This window comes from Actinomadura meyerae, assembly GCF_900188445.1.
Lineage (GTDB): Bacteria > Actinomycetota > Actinomycetes > Streptosporangiales > Streptosporangiaceae > Spirillospora > Spirillospora meyerae.
Map to the genome: position 1 here is coordinate 438,483 of NZ_FZOR01000001.1, position 17,859 is coordinate 456,341.

At 75.3% G+C, this 17,859-nt stretch carries 16 protein-coding genes; 8 read left to right on the forward strand and 8 right to left on the reverse strand.

Features of this window, described 5'->3' with window-relative positions:
- Positions 1–594: a nucleotidyltransferase family protein gene (locus CHF16_RS01985; RefSeq protein WP_089324116.1), complete on the forward strand. Its 594-nt coding sequence runs from the start codon at positions 1–3 to the stop codon at positions 592–594.
- Here CHF16_RS01985 and CHF16_RS01990 read toward each other — a convergent pair.
- Entirely contained in the window at positions 572–1,042 is a 471-nt protein-coding gene (locus CHF16_RS01990; RefSeq protein ID WP_089324117.1) for a MarR family winged helix-turn-helix transcriptional regulator, read from the reverse strand. The genes CHF16_RS01985 and CHF16_RS01990 overlap by 23 nt on opposite strands.
- Before the next feature lie 77 nt (positions 1,043–1,119).
- Here CHF16_RS01990 and CHF16_RS01995 point away from each other — a divergent pair, with 77 nt between their 5' ends.
- Positions 1,120–2,016 (forward strand): nitroreductase/quinone reductase family protein, encoded by an 897-nt coding sequence (locus CHF16_RS01995; RefSeq protein WP_089324118.1) that lies wholly within the window; start codon positions 1,120–1,122, stop codon positions 2,014–2,016.
- 20 nt (positions 2,017–2,036) lie between these two features.
- Here the strand turns inward: CHF16_RS01995 and CHF16_RS02000 are convergent, their stop codons facing one another.
- The 5 genes from CHF16_RS02000 to CHF16_RS02020 all read right to left on the reverse strand — a co-directional run bounded on the left by CHF16_RS02000 (position 2,037) and on the right by CHF16_RS02020 (position 8,192).
- Positions 2,037–3,257, reverse strand: a complete 1,221-nt coding sequence (locus CHF16_RS02000) for a DUF6986 family protein (protein WP_089324119.1) — start codon at positions 3,255–3,257, stop codon at positions 2,037–2,039.
- A 126-nt stretch (positions 3,258–3,383) separates the two neighbouring features.
- Positions 3,384–4,292 (reverse strand): aldose 1-epimerase family protein, encoded by a 909-nt coding sequence (locus CHF16_RS02005; RefSeq protein ID WP_089324120.1) that lies wholly within the window; start codon positions 4,290–4,292, stop codon positions 3,384–3,386.
- A gap of 29 nt (positions 4,293–4,321) precedes the next feature.
- On the reverse strand, positions 4,322–5,728 hold the full coding sequence (locus CHF16_RS02010) for a YlbE family protein (protein ID WP_089324121.1): 1,407 nt from the start codon (positions 5,726–5,728) through the stop codon (positions 4,322–4,324).
- Positions 5,725–7,173: an AllF/FdrA family protein gene (locus CHF16_RS02015; RefSeq protein WP_089324122.1), complete on the reverse strand. Its 1,449-nt coding sequence runs from the start codon at positions 7,171–7,173 to the stop codon at positions 5,725–5,727. The genes CHF16_RS02010 and CHF16_RS02015 overlap by 4 nt, the downstream gene beginning before the upstream one ends.
- Positions 7,174–7,223: 50 nt before the next feature.
- On the reverse strand, positions 7,224–8,192 hold the full coding sequence (locus CHF16_RS02020) for an oxamate carbamoyltransferase subunit AllH family protein (RefSeq protein WP_245868149.1): 969 nt from the start codon (positions 8,190–8,192) through the stop codon (positions 7,224–7,226).
- A gap of 210 nt (positions 8,193–8,402) precedes the next feature.
- Between CHF16_RS02020 and CHF16_RS02025 the strand changes: the two genes are divergently transcribed.
- From CHF16_RS02025 to cutA, 5 genes are all read left to right on the forward strand, one after another.
- Positions 8,403–10,148 carry a PucR family transcriptional regulator gene (locus CHF16_RS02025; RefSeq protein WP_089324124.1) on the forward strand — a complete coding sequence of 582 codons (1,746 nt, stop codon included), beginning with the start codon at positions 8,403–8,405 and terminating at the stop codon, positions 10,146–10,148.
- A gap of 140 nt (positions 10,149–10,288) precedes the next feature.
- Entirely contained in the window at positions 10,289–11,731 is a 1,443-nt protein-coding gene (locus CHF16_RS02030) for a uracil-xanthine permease family protein (RefSeq protein WP_089324125.1), read from the forward strand.
- Complete coding sequence (locus CHF16_RS02035) at positions 11,728–12,609, forward strand: FAD binding domain-containing protein (protein WP_089324126.1); 882 nt, start codon at positions 11,728–11,730, stop codon at positions 12,607–12,609. Before CHF16_RS02030 ends, CHF16_RS02035 begins: the two co-directional genes overlap by 4 nt.
- A complete protein-coding gene (locus tag CHF16_RS02040; RefSeq protein WP_089324127.1) occupies positions 12,609–13,109 on the forward strand; it encodes a (2Fe-2S)-binding protein in 501 nt (166 codons plus the stop codon). Before CHF16_RS02035 ends, CHF16_RS02040 begins: the two co-directional genes overlap by 1 nt.
- A complete protein-coding gene (gene cutA, locus CHF16_RS02045; protein ID WP_089324128.1) occupies positions 13,110–15,614 on the forward strand; it encodes an aerobic carbon-monoxide dehydrogenase large subunit in 2,505 nt (834 codons plus the stop codon). It abuts the gene before it with no gap.
- Positions 15,615–15,641: 27 nt separating this feature from the next.
- On the opposite strand, the gene CHF16_RS02050 is transcribed toward cutA, so the two are convergent.
- The gene (locus tag CHF16_RS02050; RefSeq protein WP_089324129.1) at positions 15,642–16,484 is read right to left on the reverse strand and encodes a polysaccharide deacetylase family protein; all 843 of its coding nucleotides are present in this window, start codon (positions 16,482–16,484) and stop codon (positions 15,642–15,644) included.
- A 205-nt stretch (positions 16,485–16,689) separates the two neighbouring features.
- On the opposite strand from CHF16_RS02050, the gene CHF16_RS02055 reads away from it, so the two are divergent.
- A complete protein-coding gene (locus tag CHF16_RS02055) occupies positions 16,690–17,376 on the forward strand; it encodes an SRPBCC family protein (RefSeq protein ID WP_089324130.1) in 687 nt (228 codons plus the stop codon).
- Positions 17,377–17,389: 13 nt separating this feature from the next.
- Here CHF16_RS02055 and CHF16_RS02060 read toward each other — a convergent pair whose 3' ends face one another.
- Positions 17,390–17,764, reverse strand: coding sequence for an FKBP-type peptidyl-prolyl cis-trans isomerase (locus tag CHF16_RS02060; protein ID WP_089324131.1), 375 nt, complete (start codon positions 17,762–17,764; stop codon positions 17,390–17,392).
- Positions 17,765–17,859 lie beyond the last annotated feature (95 nt).

A 17,859-nucleotide genomic window follows, 5' to 3' on the forward strand; every position in this document is an offset into this window, starting at 1 on the left:
ATGACGTTGCACCGCGCGGTGTCCCCGGCGGGCCTGCTGCTCGCGGCCGGGGAGGGCAGCCGGCTCGGGCGGCCCAAGGCGACCCTGGAACTGGACGGCGAGCGCCTGGTCGACCGCGGCGTCCGCATGCTGCGGGACGGGGGCTGCACCCCGGTCCTGGTGGTGGCGGGCGCGGCGCAGATCGAGGTGATCGGCGCCGTCGTCGTCCCGAACCCGGGCTGGCGCGACGGCATGGGCTCCTCGCTGCGCACCGGGCTCGCCGCGCTGCCGCCCGCCTGCCCGGCCGTGGTGGTCGCGCTCGTCGACCAGCCGCTCGTCACCGCGGCCGCGGTCCGGCGGCTGGTCGCCGCGTACGAGGCGGGCGCCGCCATCGCGGTCGCGACCTACGGGGGAGCGCCGCGCAACCCCGCGCTGCTGAGCGCGGAGCACTTCGCGGGCGTCGCGGAGGCGGCGGTCGGCGACCAGGGCGCGCGCGGCTACCTGCGGGCCCACCCGGAGCTGGTCACCGAGGTCCCGTGCGACGACGTGGCGGCGCCCGACGACATCGACACGCCGGACGACCTGGAGGCGTTCACCCGCCGCGAGCCTCGCTGACCGCGCGCTCGTAGGCCAGCAGCGTGTCGATGAACATCCGGCGTTGCGCGGGCGTGAGCGGCTCCAGGGCGGTGCGCCAGGCGCCGGCGCCGCGGCCGAGCCACCCGTTGATCGCGGGCAGGTGCTCGTCGGCGACGCTGACGATGGTGCGGCGCCGGTCGGCGGGGTCCTCGCGGCGCAGCAGGATGCCCTGCCGGCTGAGGTCGCCGACCATCAGGCTCACCGTCGCGGGCGCCACCTCCAGCCGGGCGGCCAGCGCGTTCACCGTGAGCGGGCCGTCGAACAGCAGGTAGGCGAGCAGCGACAGGTGCCGGGGCGCGAGGTCGAAGGCGGCCAGCTCGGCCGGCACCTTGATCTTCTTGGCCGCGGAGACCAGCCGCGGCATCAGCATCAGCATCGTCCGGATGCCGTCGTCGACGTCCGGCCCGGCGCTCTCTTCGGTTGACATTGGCTCTGCTTTCAAAATAGCTTTGTTCTCAAAGCAAATGCGTCCCTGATCGCGTCCAGAATAGGAGTGCCGCGTCCATGAGCGACTGGAACCGGCAGGTCATCGAGGAGTTCCGGGCCGGCGGGGGGCGGGTCGGCGGGCCCTTCGAGGGGGCCGACCTGCTCCTGCTCACCAGCACGGGCAGGAAGACCGGCGCGCCGCACACCACACCGCTCGGCTACATGGCGGACGGAGACCGGCTGATCGTGTTCGCCTCCAACGCGGGGCTGCCGCACGACCCCGCGTGGTACCACAACGTCCGCGCCGACCCGCGCGTCACCGTCGAGGTCGGCACCGAGACCTTCGAGGGCGTCGCCCTCCCCGTCGCGGGCGACGAGCGCGACCGGCTGTACGCGCGGCAGGGCGAGCGCGTCCCCGCCTACGCCGACTACCAGCGGCGGACGAGCCGCGTCATCCCGGTCGTCGCCCTCCACCGCGGCCACCTGGACGGGCGGGGCGCCGCCATCGGCGACGAGCTGGTCAGGATCCACGACGACCTGCGCGCCCGGCTGGCGGACCTGCGCGCCGACGTCGACGCCTTCTACGCGGGCCCCGGCTCCGACCGCGTCCCCGGCGGCGTCTCCGAAGGCGCCTCCGACCTCGCGCGGCAGCTCCGCGAGCACTGCGTCTCCGTCTGCGACGTCCTCGGCGAGCACCACGACAACGAGGAGGCGCGCGCCTTCCCCCGCCTGGAGACCGAGTTCCCCGGCCTCGCCCCGGTGATCACCCGCCTGCGGCGCGAGCACGTCACCGTCACCGAGAACCGGCGGAGGCTCCAGGCCGTGCTGGACGACGCCGGCTCCCGCGACCCGGGCGAGGTCCGCGCGGAGCTCGACCGGATCACCGCCGAACTCGACGCCCATTTCGCCTACGAGGAGGAGCAGCTCCGCACCCTCATGAACGCCGTCGGCCCGTTCTGGGGGCGCGCCCGGTAACCACGGCCGGCCGTCCAGGGTCAGGGCGCCGGGAGGACGCTCTCGTCCAGCGCGCCGCAGTCGACCGCGCGGCGCAGCCGGGCCGTCAGCGCCTTGATCGTGGCGGGCTCGTCCAGGAAGCCGCTCGCGCCGCCCGCCGCCTGCTCGTGCCACGCCCGGACCCGCCCGATGACCTCGTCGGCGCCGGTCAGGTGGAACGCGTACACGGCCGCGTACCGGCTCGGCAGGTGCGCGGGGTGCAGGTCCCAGCCCTGGTAGAAGCCGTGCGCCAGCGAGTGCCGGACGTGCGCCGCGTGCGCCGCCCAGGCCGCGTTGACCTCGTCGGGCCCGTCGTTGCGGGGGACGACGTTGGTGGAGCCGTCCGACAGCCGCACCCCGGTCCCGGCGAGCGACACCTGCATCAGGTGGCGGGCGAAGTCGCACGCCGGGTGGTCGAGCCGCTGCTCGTGCGGCGGCAGCCCCAGCGCGGCGGTGTAGTCGAACACGCCGAAGTGCGCGGCGGTGACGCGGCCCTGCGCGGCCTCGACGAGCGGGCCGAGCCCGACCCGCCCCTCCGCGTGGTCGATGAGCGACTGCGGCGTCTCGACCTGGAGCTCGAACCGCAGGATGCCCTGCGGCAGCCCGAGCGCGCCCTCCAGCCGGTCGAGGAACTCGGTGAACAGCCGGACGTGCTCCACGCTCAGCACCTTCGGGAAGGTGATCGTGAACCCGCCGGGCAGCCGGCCGAGCCGGTCGCGCAGCGCGGTGAGGAACCCGTCCAGCGTCCGCATCGCCCGCTCGTGGCCGCCGTCGGCGAACGACTTCACCCGCAGCCCCCAGTAGTGGGGGAGGCCCTTCACCTGGTACGCGGCGGCGACGGCCTCCACGACCTGCGCGACGTGCGCGTCCTCCTCGGCGTCCTCGCGCACGCCGTAGCCGTCCTCGAAGTCGATCCGCAGGTCCTCGACCGGCTCGGCGGCGAGCTTGGCGGCGACCCGCTCCCGCACAGGCCCGGCCAGCTCCGGGTCGAGGCCGAACGCGGCGCCGAACGACCCGGCGCCGGGCGTGTGCGTGTTCAGCAGCCGCAGGGCCTCCGCGCCGAAGTCGGCGGGCGTCGAGCGGGAGAACCGGTCGGCGGGCACGTACACGGTGTGCACCGGCTGCCGGCCCTCCGCGCCGCCGGGGAAGCGCTCGCCGTGCGCGTCGCGGGCGGCGGCGATGCGCGCGGACAGGTCGTCGAACGAGGACACACTGAAGTTCACCCCGCCATGATCCCCCAACCGCCGCCCGCCGGGGAACCGGTCGCGGCGGAATCGGCGGCGTCCGGAGCGGCGGTGTCCGGAGCGGCGGTGTCCGGAGCGGCGGTGTCCGGAGCGGCCCCGCCCGGGTCAGCCGCCGACGACGATGCCCCAGGTGCCGTGGAACTCCGCGCCCGGCTCCAGGTGGAGCAGGTCCTCCCCGGACGCGAACGCGTTCGGCGGGCACGTCATCGGCTCCACGCCGAGACCGGCGCGCGGAGTCGGGGCGTTGTCGGCGGTGTAGATCTCCATCCACGGGTGCGCCGCGTCCGCCCACAGCCGCACCGTCCGGCCGCCGCCCGACAGCACCACCCAGACGCGGCCGCCGCCGTCGCGGTTCAGCCCGGTGAACGCGTTGTCGATCGGGCGGTCGCCGAGCAGCGGACCGGTCCGCAGGTCGTACCGGGTGCCGGTGACGTCCTCGGACGGCCCGGAGGGGATCATCCGGTCGTCCACCGGCAGGTACCGGTCGGCGAGCAGGTGGACGGTGCAGGCGTCGATGGGCTCGCCGACCGTCAGGTAGGGGTGGGCGCCGTGCCCGTACGGCGCGGTCTTCGTCCCGGCGTTGCGGGCGGACATCCGCACGCGCAGCCCGGCCTCGGCGTCCAGGGTGTACTCGGCCTCCAGGTCGAGGCGGAACGGGTAGCCGCCCGTGGCGAGCAGCCGGTGGGTCAGCCGCACCCGGTGCGGCTCGTGCTCGGCGACCCGCCAGGACGCCCACCGGACCAGGCCGTGGATCGCGCAGTCGCGCTCGGGCTCGGACACGTCGAGCTGGTGCTCGGCGCCGCCGTAGCGGTAGCGGCCGCGGTCGATCCGGTTCGGCCACGGGACGAGCAGGTGCCCGAACGCGGCCGGGGCGGGCTCGTCGGCGCCGTGCGACAGCACCAGCGGGAGACCGCCGCAGGTCAGCTCCCGCAGGCTCGCGCCCGACTCGGTGACGACGGCCTGGTACGGCCCGGCGCTCAGGGCGTACTGCTCCCCGGTGATCGACTCGCTCATGCCCCGGACGCTACCCCCTGCGCCCCCCGCTACGCGATCTCCGCGAGGGCGTGCAGGGCGTCGGCGAACACGTTCGGCGGGGGCTCGACGAGCCCGGCGCCGACCTGCCCGGTGCCGGCCTCGCGGCCCGCGATGCCGGTGTCGATGACGGGCAGGATGCCGGTGCGGACGACCCGGGCGGCGTCGATCCCGGCGGGGGTGCCGCGGAACGACAGCAGCGGGATCTGCAGCGCCGGGTGCTCGGCCATCGTGATCTCGTACATGCGCTGGGTGGCGGCGACCGCGTCCGGGACCTCGCCGCCCACGAACCGGACGATCGCGGGCGCGGCGGCGAGCGCGAACCCGCCCGTCCCGGCCGTCTCGGTGATCGCCGAGTCGCCGATGTCGGGATTGGCGTCGTCCGGGCCGTAGTCGCCGAGGTACAGCCCGTCGGGGACGCCCGCGGGGCCGGTGAACCAGCGGTCGCCGGTGCCCGACAGCTGGATGCCGAAGTCGGTGCCGTTGCGGGCCATCGCCACGACCAGGCTCGACCCGGGGACGCCGCGGGCCGCGTCCGCGCACGCCTTCGCCGCCGCCATCCCGGCGTTCAGGAAGAAGTGGTCGTTGCCCGCCGCGAACCGCAGCGCCTCGGCGGCCCGGCCGCGGGGGACCTCCTCGGCGTCGATGAGGTCGGGCGCCAGCTCCCGCAGCAGCAGCGACGTCGCCGCGCGGTTGCGGTTGTGCAGCTCGTCGCCCATCTGCAGCGCCTGCGCGATGACCGACACCAGGTCGAGCGGGCCGTGCCGCCGGACGGCGGCCCGCAGCGCCGGGCCGAGCACCTCGCCCATCCACGCCAGCCGCTCGATCACCTCCGGCCCGTACGCCCCGTACCGCAGCACCTTCCCGAGGCCCTCGTTGAGGGAGCAGTAGGCGGTGCCGCCGTGCTCGGCGTCCTCCACCACGAACATCCACATCGACGGGCTGACGACCCCGGCCATCGGCCCGACGGTCGCGTGGTGGTGGCACGGTTCGAGGACGGCCGCGCCGCGCTCCAGCGCGTGGCGCGCGCCGAGCGGCGTCTCGGCGAGCCCCTCCAGGAGCATCGCGCCGATCAGCGCCCCGCGCATCGGGCCGGACGCGCGCTCCCACTCCAGCGGCGGGCCCGCGTGCAGGAACGTGCCCGGCTCCAGGCCGAGGACCTCGCGCGCCGGGCGGACGTCCACCAGGTGCGGGCGGGCCGTCACCATGCGCCGCACGGCGCGGGCGTTCGCGTCGGCGTGCCGCGGGTCGCCGAGCACGGCGGCGAGCGCCGCCTCCGTCCCGGCGGGCGGCGGCCGCCAGTCGACCTGCCGCACCGGGACGGCCTGCTCGGCGAGCGCCTCCGCCAGCACCTCCACGCCTGCGGTGACGACGCGTGGCTCGCGGGCCAGCAGCCCGCCCAGCCGCTGTTCGGTCATGCCGGTACCCCCTCGACGGCGCGCAGCGCGTGCCGTGTCGCGGCCGCGTTGGAGGCGAACACGTCGGCGCCCGCCTCGCACAGCGCCGCGGCCTGCCGGTCGCGGCCCTGCGGGTCGGCCGGCGTCCCGCACAGCGACACCACGACCGCGAGGCCGGGGCGGTCGCGGACGGCGGTGGCGATCGCCGGGGCGAGCGCGGCCGCCGGGTCGGGCTCGGCGCCGTACCCGAGCACCACGTCCAGCAGCAGGGCGCCGCACGCCGGGTCGGCGGCCTCGGCCGCCAGCGCCTCCAGCCGCAGCGCCGGGTCGATCATCGGGTGCGCGCGGCCCCGGGTGTAGGCGTCGTCGCCGAAGTCGGTGAACCGGTGGCCGCGCGCCTCCAGGTCGCGGCCGAGCGCCGCCGCGGCGATCATCGCGGCCTCGTCCCGCAGGGTGCCGCCCGCGAACAGCCCGCGCAGCGCCCGCCCGCGCGCCCCGCCGGCCTCAGGGGCCCCGCGCGGTGCCGCGGTCCAGCGCGGCCACTCCGGGACGGCCCGGCCGAGGGCCGCCAGCACCTTCTCCGCCGCCCGGGTCAGGTCGTCCTCGCCGGGCACCGGCAGCGCGAACACCACCGGCGTGTCCAGCCGGCGGGCCGCCTCCCGGATCAGGTCGAGGACCTGCGGCGCGGGCGGTTTGGACACCAGCACGATCAGCTCGGTGCCGGGGTCGGCGTCCAGCGCGGCGAGCGCCGCCAGCGCCGACCGGCCGCTCACCTCGGGCGACAGGTCGCGGCCGCCGACGCCGAGCACGTGGCTCACCCCGGTGCCCGCCGCGTCCAGCAGGCACATCAGCTGCTGCGCGCCCGTCCCGGACGCGGCGACGACGCCCACCGGCCCCGGCCGGACCGCGTTCGCGAACCCCAGGCCCGCGCCGCCGACCACCGCCGTCCCGCAGTCGGGGCCCATCACGATCAGGCCGCGCCGCGCCGCCGCCTCCTTCAGCGCGATCTCCTGGGCGAGCGGCACGTTGTCACTGAAGACCATCACATTGAGGCCCGCGTCGAGCGCGTCCATCGCCTCGGGGAACACGTGCGGGCCCGGCACCGACAGCAGCGCGATCGTCGCGTCCGACCGCGCCGCCGCCGACCGGGTCGTGCGCGGCGGCTCGGGCGCGCCCAGCACTCCGCCGCCGGCCGGCGGGCGGGACGCCGCGGCCAGCAGCGCGTCGAGCGCCTCCCGCGCCTCGTCGGGGCCGCCCTCGGCGCGGATCGCGACGACCAGGTCGTCCGGGCCCGTCCCGTCCGGCACGGCGAACCCCATCCGCGCGATCATCTCGCGGTTCGGCTCGGTGCCCATCGCCACCATCGCCGCGGTGACCTCCGGGCGCTCCGCCAGGTTCCGGCTGACCCGCATCAGCGTGACCGAATCGTGGTAGGCGCCCCGCCGCACCTCGACCCAGTCGTTCATGGGCGCGCCCTGCGCGGGACCTTCCCCCCGCGCCCCCCGGTCCGCTGCGCTCATGCAGGGACCCTCGGGAGGTCCAGGACGCCGGGGGAGGCCAGGGCGAGCGCGGCGCGGCAGCCCGCGAGGACGCCGTGGGCGAGGTCGGTGCCGGAGGTGTGCCCGATCGACAGCAGCCGGCGGACGGCGCCCTGGCCCGCGCCGCCCGGCGGCTCATGGCCCGCGACGAAGCGCAGCACGGCCGCGACCTCGGCGCCGGCACCGCCCGAGGCGGCGCAGTGCAGCAGCGTCGCCGACAGCGCGGTGGTGCGGGTGCCGGCGTCGGCGGTCACGGCGGCGCCGAGCCAGTCGGCCAGCCGCACGGCCGCCTCGCCGCGCCGGACGGCGCCGCCGACCAGCCGCAGAGTCACCAGCAGGCCGCACAGGATATCGTCGCCGGACGGCGTCAGCCCCGGCCCGAGGCCGACGATCCGCTCGGCCGCCTCCACCGCGCCCGCGAGGTCGCCCGCCGCGCACGCGGCCGCCAGCGCGCCGGGGTCGGGATGCCCGTCGAGGCCGCCGCGCGCAGGCCCGCCCTCGGTGAGGACGCCGGCGGCGGCGAGCTCGGCCTCCAGGGCGCGGACGCCGCGGGCGAGCGCGGCCGGGTGCGGCGTCCCGAGCGCGGGCGAGGGATCCCACCAGCGGCGGACGCGCACGCTCAGCCCGTCCGCCTCCACCCGGCCCTCGCCGACGAGGGCGTCCCCGCCCTCGCGGACCGGCCGGAACGGGTGCTCGCGGCGCGTCGCGACGACGACCACCGCGTTCGGCGGCCGCCCGGCGTCGGAGGTGACGACGGCGAGCACGCGCGGCTCGGGGCCGCCCCGCGCCTCCAGGTACACCGCCGACGGGAACACGGCGATGACGCGGGCCGGGCGGCGCGGCGGGTCCAGCAGCGGCCGCAGCGCGAGGCTCGCCGCCCCGGCGGCGGGCGGCCGCCGCCGGGCCCGGGCCGGGAGCGGGACGGGGTCGCGGACGAGCGCGGTCACGGATCCTCCCGAGGCCGGTGTCGGCGGCCGTCCGGTTCGCGGGCGGCCCGGCCTCGCGACGACGGTAGAACGGCCCCCCCACCGGTCGTATGGAGAAAGCTGCCAAGGATGGTTGTCATCGTTCGTCTTTGTTGTCATTTTTGATCAGGAACCGGTAGCGATCACATCGTCACTGGCGATGAACGCACCAAAAGCGAGGTGACCCCTGGCATGAGCTACACCACTGCGGACCCGGGCCCACCGGCCCTGCGGCTCGCGAGTACCGGAACACTGACCTACGGCCTGTCGGTGGGCGAGGTCCTCGGCGTCAGCACCCTCAACGGCGCCCGCCTCATCGCCGGCCGGGCCGGACTCGACCGCGTCGTCCAGCGGCTCAACGTGATGGAGGTCCCCGACATCCTGTCGTGGGTCAAACCGAACGAGCTGCTCCTCACCACCGGCTACCCCCTCCGCAACACCCCCCAGTCGCTCGACAACCTGGTCGCCGACCTCGACGAGCGCGGCCTCGCGGCCCTGGCCATCAAACTGGGCCGCTACCTCGACTCCCTCCCCGCCGAGATGATCGCGCAGGCGGACCGGCGCGGCTTCCCCCTGATCCTGCTCCCGAACGACGTCGGCTTCGACGACATCCTCAACCAGGTCCTGACCGACATCCTGAACCGGCAGGCGGCCGTCCTCGCCCGCACCGAGGAGGTCCACCGGGCGCTGGTGCAGATCGTGCTGTGCGGCGGCGGCCTCCAGGAGGTCGTGGACGAGGTCGCGACCCTGCTGGACGTGGCGGTCGTGGTGCTGGACGGCGACCAGCGGGTCCTCGCCGGCGCCGGGCCCGACGAGCACGTCGAGGCGATGCGCGCGTTCGACGCCGGCCGGCACGCCGCCTGCGGGCGCGGCGGCTGCGGCGTCATCGGCGCCCACGGCACCGGCGACCACCTGGTGGTGCCGGTGATGGCGGGCGGCTTCGACCACGGCCGGATCGTCGCGTTCAGCCCCGGCGGCACGCTGCGCGGCACCGACCTCGGCATCCTGGAGCGCGCCGCGACGGTCGCCGCGCTGGTGGTGACCAAGCAGCAGGCCGTCGCGGCGGTGGAGAGCAAGTACCGCGCCGACTTCCTGCGCGACATCCTCGCCGGGCGGGCCGGCGACGACGGCCGCGTCGTCGCGCACTGCGGCGGGTTCGGCTGGGACCTCGACCGCCCGGTGGTGGTGGTCGTCGCCGAGCTGGACGGCCGCCCGCGCGGCGCCGAGCCCGAGGGCCGGGGCCGCGCGAAGGCCGCCGAGCCGGACGGCCGGGGCCGCGGCGCCGAGGAGCGCACGGCGCAGGAGCGGCTCGCCGCCGCGTGGACGACGGCCGTCCGCCGGCACGACCGGGGCGCCGCGGTCGCGAGCTTCGCGCACGAGGTCGTCGCGGTCGTCGGCGCGGACGGCGCCGACCCCGCCGAATGGGCGGCCGGGCCGGTGCAGGCGATGGTCAAGGAGGCGTCGTCGATCTTCGCCGAGCACCTGCCGGTGCGGCGGACGTTCTCCACCGGCATCAGCCGGACGGTGGCGTCCCCGGCGGAGCTGCCGGAGGCGTACGAGCAGGCGGTGAAGGCGGTGCGGGTCGGGCGCCAGCTGAACGGCGCGGGCGCGCGGGCGCACTTCGACCAGCTCGGCGTGTACCGGCTGCTCAGCCTCGTGTCGGACCCGGGCGAGCTGCACGCGTTCGTCCGCGAGACGCTCGGCGACCTCGCCACCGACGACGAACCGGAGCTGGTGGACCTGCGCAGGACGCTGCAGGTGCTGCTGGAGACCAACCTGAACGTCGCCGAGACGGCGCGCCGGCTGCACTTCCACTACAACACGCTGCGGTACCGCATCGGGAAGCTGGAGCGGATGCTCGGGGCGTTCACGGAGGACGCGCATCTGCGGCTCAACCTCACCCTCGCTCTGCACGTTCTGCGCATGCGCGGTATCTGAGCGTAGTGCATGTGCGCGCACACCGGCCGGTCCTCTCAAGCGGCGCGGCGGGGGTTTGGCACAAGTCGCCGATGCCCGCCTGCCAGGGTAGATCTACCTTGCCCGCATGAACGCGCTCGGCTGAGCAGGAGGAACCCCGCATGGTGATCGGCTGGAAGCTGCACGGCGACGGACGCACGCCGCCGCCCGGGGAGGTCGTCCGGCCGGACGAGCGGCTGTCGTGGCCGCGCACCGCCGGCATCGGCGCGCAGCACGTGGTGGCGATGTTCGGGGCGACGTTCGTGTTCCCCGTGGTGATGGGGCTGGACCCGAACCTCGCGATCATGATGTCCGGGGTCGCGACGGTGCTGTTCCTGCTGATCGTCGGCGGCCGCGTGCCGAGCTACCTCGGGACGAGCGCGTCGTTCGTCGGCGCGGTCGCGGCGATCCGCGCGGCGGGCGGCGACAGCGCGACGGTGACCGGCGCCATCCTGGTCGCCGGCGCGGTGCTCGCGCTGATCGGCGTGCTGATCCACTTCGCCGGCGGCGAGGTCATCCACCGGGTGTTCCCGCCGGTGGTGACGGGCGCCGTGGTCATGCTGATCGGCTTCAACCTCGCCCCGGTGGTCGCCACCGTCTACTGGCCGCAGGACCAGTGGGTCGCGCTCGCGACGCTGGGCTTCGCCGTCCTGGCCGCGGTGCTGCTGCGCGGGTTCTGGGCGCGCATCACGATCCTGCTGGCGCTGGTGTTCGGGTACGCCCTCTCGTGGATTCTCGACAAGACCGCGGGCATGGTGACGTCAGTCCTTCCCGGCCAGAACCTGCTGGACGGATCGGGCAAGGCGTGCGCCGCGGAGGGCCCGTACTGCGTCGCGACCGCCTTCCCGCACGACCGGGTCGACTTCTCCGGCGTGAAGGCCGCCGACTGGTTCGGGTTCCCCGACCTGCACGGCCCCGACTTCAAGACGTCCGCGATCCTGCTGGCGCTGCCCGCGGTCATCGCGCTGATCGCGGAGAACACCGGGCACGTCAAGGCGGTGTCGGCGATGACCGGCGACGACCTGAACCCCGTCCTCGGCCGCGCCATCACCGCCGACGGCATCGGCACCACCCTCGCCAGCGCGGTCGGCGGCTCGCCCACCACCACCTACGCCGAGAACATCGGCGTGATGGCCGCGACCCGGATCTACTCGACCGCCGCCTACTACGTCGCCGCGGTGGTGGCGGTGCTGTTCGGGCTGTGCCCCAAGTTCGGCGCGCTCGTCGCCGCGACGCCGGGCGGCGTCCTCGGCGGCATCACCGTCGTGCTGTACGGGATGATCGGGCTGCTCGGCGCGAAGATCTGGATCGAGAACCGGGTCGACTTCGCCGACCCGGTCAACCTCGTCCCGGTCGCCGCCGCGATCATCCTGGCGATCGGGAACGTGACGCTGCAGATCACCGACGACTTCCCGCTGCAGGGCATCGCGCTCGGCACGATCGCCGTCCTCGCCGGCTACCACGTCCTCAACGTGCTGCGCCGGCCGGACGACTCGGGCGGCGGCGTCATCGCGCCCGCGGAGAAGGAGATCGGCGGCCCGGTCCGCCCGGCGGCCGACACGTGAAGCCGCCCCCGTTCGGCTACCACGCCCCCGGCACGCTCGCCGAGGCGCTCGACGCGCTGGCCGCCGCGCCGGGCGGCAAGGTCCTCGCGGGCGGGCAGAGCCTCATCCCGCTGCTGAACATGCGGCTCGCCGCGCCGTCCGACCTGGTCGACATCAACCGGATCGCCGGGCTCGACACCCTGCGCGTCGAGGACGGCGGGGTCCGGGTCGGCGCGCTCGCCCGGCACGCCCGGGTGGAGCGGTCGGCGGAGGCGGCGGCCGCGCAGCCGCTGCTCGGGCAGGCGCTCCGGCACGTCGCGCACCCCGTGATCCGCAACCGGGGCACGGTCGTCGGCAGCCTCGCGCACGCCGACCCGGCCGCCGAGCTGCCCGCCGTGCTCGCCGTCCTCGGCGGGACGGTCGAGGCGGTGTCGGCGGCGGGCCGCCGCACCATCCCGGCCGCCGCGTTCTTCGCCGGCCCGCTGGAGCCGGCGCTGGCGCCCGGGGAGCTGGCCGTCGCCGCGTTCTTCCCGGCGGCGCCGCCCCGCACCGGCACCGCGTTCACCGAGACGGCGCGCCGGCACGGCGACTACGCGCTCGCCGGGGTCGCCGCCGTCGTCACCCTCGGCGGGGACGGGCGGGTCGCCGCGGCCCGCGCCGGGTACCTCGGCGTCGCGGCGACACCGCTGGTGTTCGACCTGACCGGCGCGGCCGGGCCGGACGGCGACTGGTCGGCCGCCGCCGCGCACGTCCGCGACCGGATCGACCCGGAGCCCGACATCCACGCAGGCGCCGACTACCGGCGGCACCTGACCGGCGTGCTCACCGAGCGCGCGTTGCGGGAGGCGGCGTCCCGGGCATCACTGCGGGTGGAGGAGCGGCGGAGGGCGGGGAGCTGATGGAGGAGTGCTTCGAGGTCGCGCTGACCGTCAACGGCACGCACCGCACGGCCGCGGTCCCGGCCAGGCGGCTGCTGTCGGACCTGCTGCGGCACGACCTCGGGCTCACCGGCACGCACGTCGGCTGCGAGCACGGCGTCTGCGGCTGCTGCACCGTCCTGCTGGACGGCGAGCCGGTGCGGTCGTGCCTGATGTTCGCCGTCACCGCGGCGGGCCACGAGGTCACCACCGTCGAGGGGCTCGCCGCCGAGGACGGCACGCCGTCGCCGGTGCAGCGCGCCTTCCGCGAATGCCACGGACTTCAGTGCGGCTTCTGCACGCCCGGGTTCCTCTGCACGGTGACGGCGCTGCTGCGGGAGACGCCGCGCCCGACCGAGGAGCAGGTCCTCGAAGGGATCTCCGGGAACCTGTGCCGCTGCACCGGCTACCAGAACATCGTGAGGTCGGTGCACCGCGCCGCCGAGCTGCTCGCCGCGTCCGCCGAGGAAGGGGAGTCCTGAATGGGCACGCGCGTGTTCGGTGAGCGGGTCGAGCGGCGCGAGGACGCCAGGCTCACCACCGGGCGGGGCCGCTACCTCGACGACCTCGGGCGCGGCGCGCTCGCGGCGGCGTTCGTCCGGTCGCCGCACGCGCACGCCCGCATCACCGACATCGACGTGTCCGGCGCGCTCGACGTGGACGGCCTCGTCGCCGTCTACACCTGGGAGGACCTGCCGGGGCGGGTCGGGGAGCCGCTGCCGCTGCTCATCCCGCACCCCGCGCTGACGCACGGCCGCACCGCGTACCCGCTCGCGCGCGAGGTCGTCCGGCACGTCGGCGAGCCCGTCGCGATGGTCGTCGCCCGCGACCGGTACCTGGCCGAGGACGCCGCCGAGCGCATCCGCGTCGACTACGAGCCGCTGCCCGCCGTCGTCGGCATCGAGGCCGCGACCCGCGCCGCCCACCTCGTGCACGACGACGTGCCGGGCAACGTCGGGGCCGTCCTCGTCCAGGAGAACGGGGACGCCCGCGCCGCGATCGACGCCGCCCCGCACGTGCTGGAGTTCAGCCTCGCCATCGAGCGCAGCGCGTCCATGCCGCTGGAGGGCCGCGGCGTCTACGCGCGGTGGGACGCCGACGACGGCTCGCTGCGGGTGTACTCCTCCACGCAGGCGTCCACCAGCGTGCGCGCCGCGATCGCCGCGCGGCTCGGGCTGCCGAACGGCAAGGTCGAGGTGGTCGCGCCGGACGTCGGCGGCGGGTTCGGCGTGAAGATCGTCCACCCGTGGCCGGAGGAGGTCCTCGTCCCGTGGGCGGCGCGGCTGCTGGACCGCGAGGTCAAGTGGACCGAGGACCGGCGCGAGCACTTCGTCTCCGCCGCGCACGAGCGCGGCCAGCTCCAGGACGTGCGGGTCGGGTTCGACGGCGAGGGCCGCGTCCTCGGCCTGGACGTGCGGATCCGGCACGACCACGGCGCCTACACCCCGTACGGGATCATCATCCCGATCGTCACCTCCACCCAGCTCCTCGGCCCGTACAAGATCGGCGCGTACCGGGCGGAGGTCGTCAGCCTCTACACCAACACGCTGATCGTCACCCCGTACCGGGGCGCGGGCCGCCCGCAGGGCGTGTTCTGCATGGAGCGGACGATGGACCGCATCGCCCGCCACCTCGGCCGCGACCGCGCCGACGTGCGCGCGGCGAACGTCATCCAGCCCGATGAGTTCCCCTACGACCAGGGCCTGACGTTCCAGGACGGGCGCCCGCTGATCTACGACTCGGGCGACTACCCGGAGCTGCTCCGCAAGGCCCGCGAGCTGATCGGCTGGGACGGCTTCGAGCGGGAGCGCGCCGCCGCCGCGGCCCGGGGCCGCCGGGTCGGGATCGGCCTCGGCGTCTACGTCGAGGGGACGGGCGTCGGCCCCTACGAGGGCGGGCACGTCGAGATCGACACCGCCGGGCGGGTGCACGTGTCGACCGGCCTGACCTCGCAGGGGCAGGGCCACGAGACCGTGTTCGCGCAGATCGCCGCCGCCGAGCTGGGCGTCCCGATCGAGGACGTGCACGTCACCACCGGCGACACCCGGCGGTTCGGGTACGCGGTCGGGACGTTCGCCTCCCGCGCGGCCGTGATGAGCGGCAACGCGATCGCGCTGGCCTGCCGGAAGGTGCGCGGCAAGGCGCTGCGCATCGCGGGGGAGGCCCTGGAGGCCGACCCGCGCGACCTGGAGATCACCGACGGGACCGTGCACGTGCGGGGCGACCGGTCGGCGTCGGTCCCGCTGCGGACGGTCGCGGTGCTGTCGAACCCGCTGCGGTACGCCTTCGACGAGGAGGCCGCGGCGGCGACGCAGTTCGCGGTGGGCCGCCCGGTCACCGAGCCGCCGGTGGCGTCCGGGGACGAGCCGGGGCTGGAGGGGCGCGACTACTACTCGCCCGTGCGGTCGACGTTCGCGGCGGGCGCGCACGCCGCCGTGGTGGAGGTCGACCCGGACACCGCGGAGATCGCGATCCTGCGGTACGCGGTCGTGCACGACTGCGGGCGGCTCATCAACCCGATGGTGGTCGAGGGGCAGATCCACGGCGGCGTCGCGCAGGGCATCGGCGGGGCGCTGTACGAGCGGATGGTCTACGACGAGGCCGGGCAGCTGCTGAACGCGTCGTTCATGGACTTCCTCATGCCGTACGCGACGGAGGTCCCGCGGATCGAGACCGACCACCTGGAGACGCCGTCGCCGCTGAACCCGCTCGGCATCAAGGGCGCGGGGGAGGCGGGCGTGATCCCGGTGTCGGCGGTGATCGCGTCGGCGGTGGAGGACGCGGAGGGCGTCCGCGTGGACGCGATGCCGCTCTCCCCGGACGCGCTCTACACGCTGCGTCGGCGCGCCGAGGCCGACGCGTCGCTGCGGGTCGATGCCGACGGGACCGGCTCGGTCGATGCTGGCGGGACCGGCTCGGGAAGCGGGGGACCTCGGCCCCGCCAGCGAGTTGACCCTAGTGAAGGACCACCTGGGGCCTCGCCGTAACCGGGATTCCTCCGGGAAGGTCGGTAATCAGCCGTGGGCGGGGGTGTCGGGGACGGTGCCGCCGAGCGATCTGGGCAGGTAGTTCTCCACGGCGGCGGTCCGGAACCCGGCCTGCTTGATCCAGCCGAGGATCATCTGGAACTCCTTGGCGAGGCCCTTGCGGTAGTGCATCAGGATGATGTCGCCGGGCTTGAAGCCCTTGCCGCCGTCCCCGCGCGCGAACCCGTTGAAGCCGACGCCGGGGCCGGTCGTGCCGTTGTAGAACTCCGCCGACCACAGCAGCACCGACTTGATGCCGCACTCCTTGGCGACCTGCAGCGTCGTCTGGTTGTAGCTGCCGAACGGCGGCCGGAAGACCTCGGGCCTGCGGCCGTACTGCGTCTGGATGGCGTCGGACGCGCCGCAGATCTGCTTCTTCTGCGCCTCGGCGCTCAGCGTCGCCATGTTGGGGTGGCTGATCGTGTGGTTCTCCATGGGCGACCCCGCGTTGCGCATCGCCCAGAAGTACTGGCCCTGCCCCTTGATGTAGGTGGAGGTCAGGAACGTCATGATCGGGACCTTCTCCTTGCGGACGAGGTCCACGAACTCCGAGTCGTAGGTGTAGCCGTCGTCGATGGTGAGGAAGACGACGCGCTCCTGCGTCTCGATGCGGCTGATGACCGGCGGCAGCCCGTTGGGGGCCGGCTTCGGCATCGTCCAGCTGCCGGGCTTCGGGGTGGGCCAGCTCTGGTCGCCGAGCACGGCGGCGAGCTGCGACCGGGTGGACGGTCCGGAGTCGCCGGCCTGCGCGGTGACGACGGGCCATCCGCCCGCGGCCAGGCCGAGCACTCCGGCGGCCACCATGGCGATCACGGGCGTCTTCCCTCGCATCGGCCGCGTACTCCGTTCGGTGGGGGGTCCGGTAGATGTCGCATCGGTTGACGCGCGGCGGGGGGCCGGGGTTCGCCCCCGGCCGGAACCTGCCGGACATATCCGATCATTTCCCGGGCCCATCGGGGCGCATTGCCCAATCGTCGGCGTGTACTCGGCAGATGTTGCCGTTCGGCGCCGCGGCCGCGTTCTCTACAGTCGGGACATGCAGCTCAACGGCAGTGCCGGCGTCGCCGCGCCGCTCGACCGCGTCTGGGACGCCCTGCAGGATCCGGCCGTCCTCGCCCGCACGATCCCCGGGTGCAGCTCCCTGGAGGAGACCGGGCCGGGCACCTACCGCATGACGGTCACCGCGGGCGTCGCGTCCATCAAGGGCACCTACGTCGGGCAGGTCGAGCTCGCCGAGCCCGACCCGCCGCGCTCGTTCGTGCTGAGAGCGCGCGGCCAGGGCGCGCCCGGCACGGTCGACGCGACCGTCCGCGTCCGGCTCTCGGACGGCGGCGGCGCGACCCGCATCGACTACGACGCCGAGGCGGTCGTCGGCGGGATGGTCGGCGGCGTCGGGCAGCGGATGCTCGGCAGCGTCGCCAAGCGCACCGCGGGCGAGTTCTTCGCCGCCGTCGAACGCGACCTCGCCGCGCCCGCCCCGGCCGCCGTCCAAGCCGCGCCGGCCGTCGCGCCGGCCGTCACTCCGGCCGTCACTCCGGCCGCCGCGCAGGCGCCCGCCGAGGTCCAGGCGGGCACCGGCGCGGTGTACCCGGGACGCGCCGCGGCCGCGCCGGAGCGCGCCTCCGCGGCGTGGCCGATGGTGGCGGCCTTCGGCGCCGGCGGGGCGGTCGCCCTCGCGGGCGCCGCGCTCGGCTACCTGCTCGGCCGCCGCTCGCGCCGCTGAGAGCCGGGGGCGGTCAGCTGACGGCGACCAGGTCGACGACGAAGATGAGCGTCTCGCCCGGCTTGATCGCCGGGCTCGGGCTGCGGTCGCCGTAGGCCAGGTGCGGCGGGATGACGAGCTTGCGGCGCCCGCCGACCTTCATGCCCTCGATGCCCATGTCCCAGCCCTTGATGACCCGGCCGGCGCCGAGCTGGAAGTCCAGCGTCGAGCCGCGGTTCCAGGACGCGTCGAACTCCTCGCCGGTGGACCAGGACACGCCCACGTAGTGCATCGACACCTGCGACCCCTTGGCCGCCACGGGCCCGTTGCCCTCGGTGATGTCGGTGATGTCGAGGTACTGCGGGGGCTGTCCCTCGGGGAAGTCGATCTCGGGGCGTTCAAGCGCCATGAAAGGGCTCCAGCATCATCGTCCGAATGAAAAGGCTCAGCCTAGCCCCCGCGCGGGTTCACGAAAGGACGGCGCGCCCGTTGGCAGATTGCGAC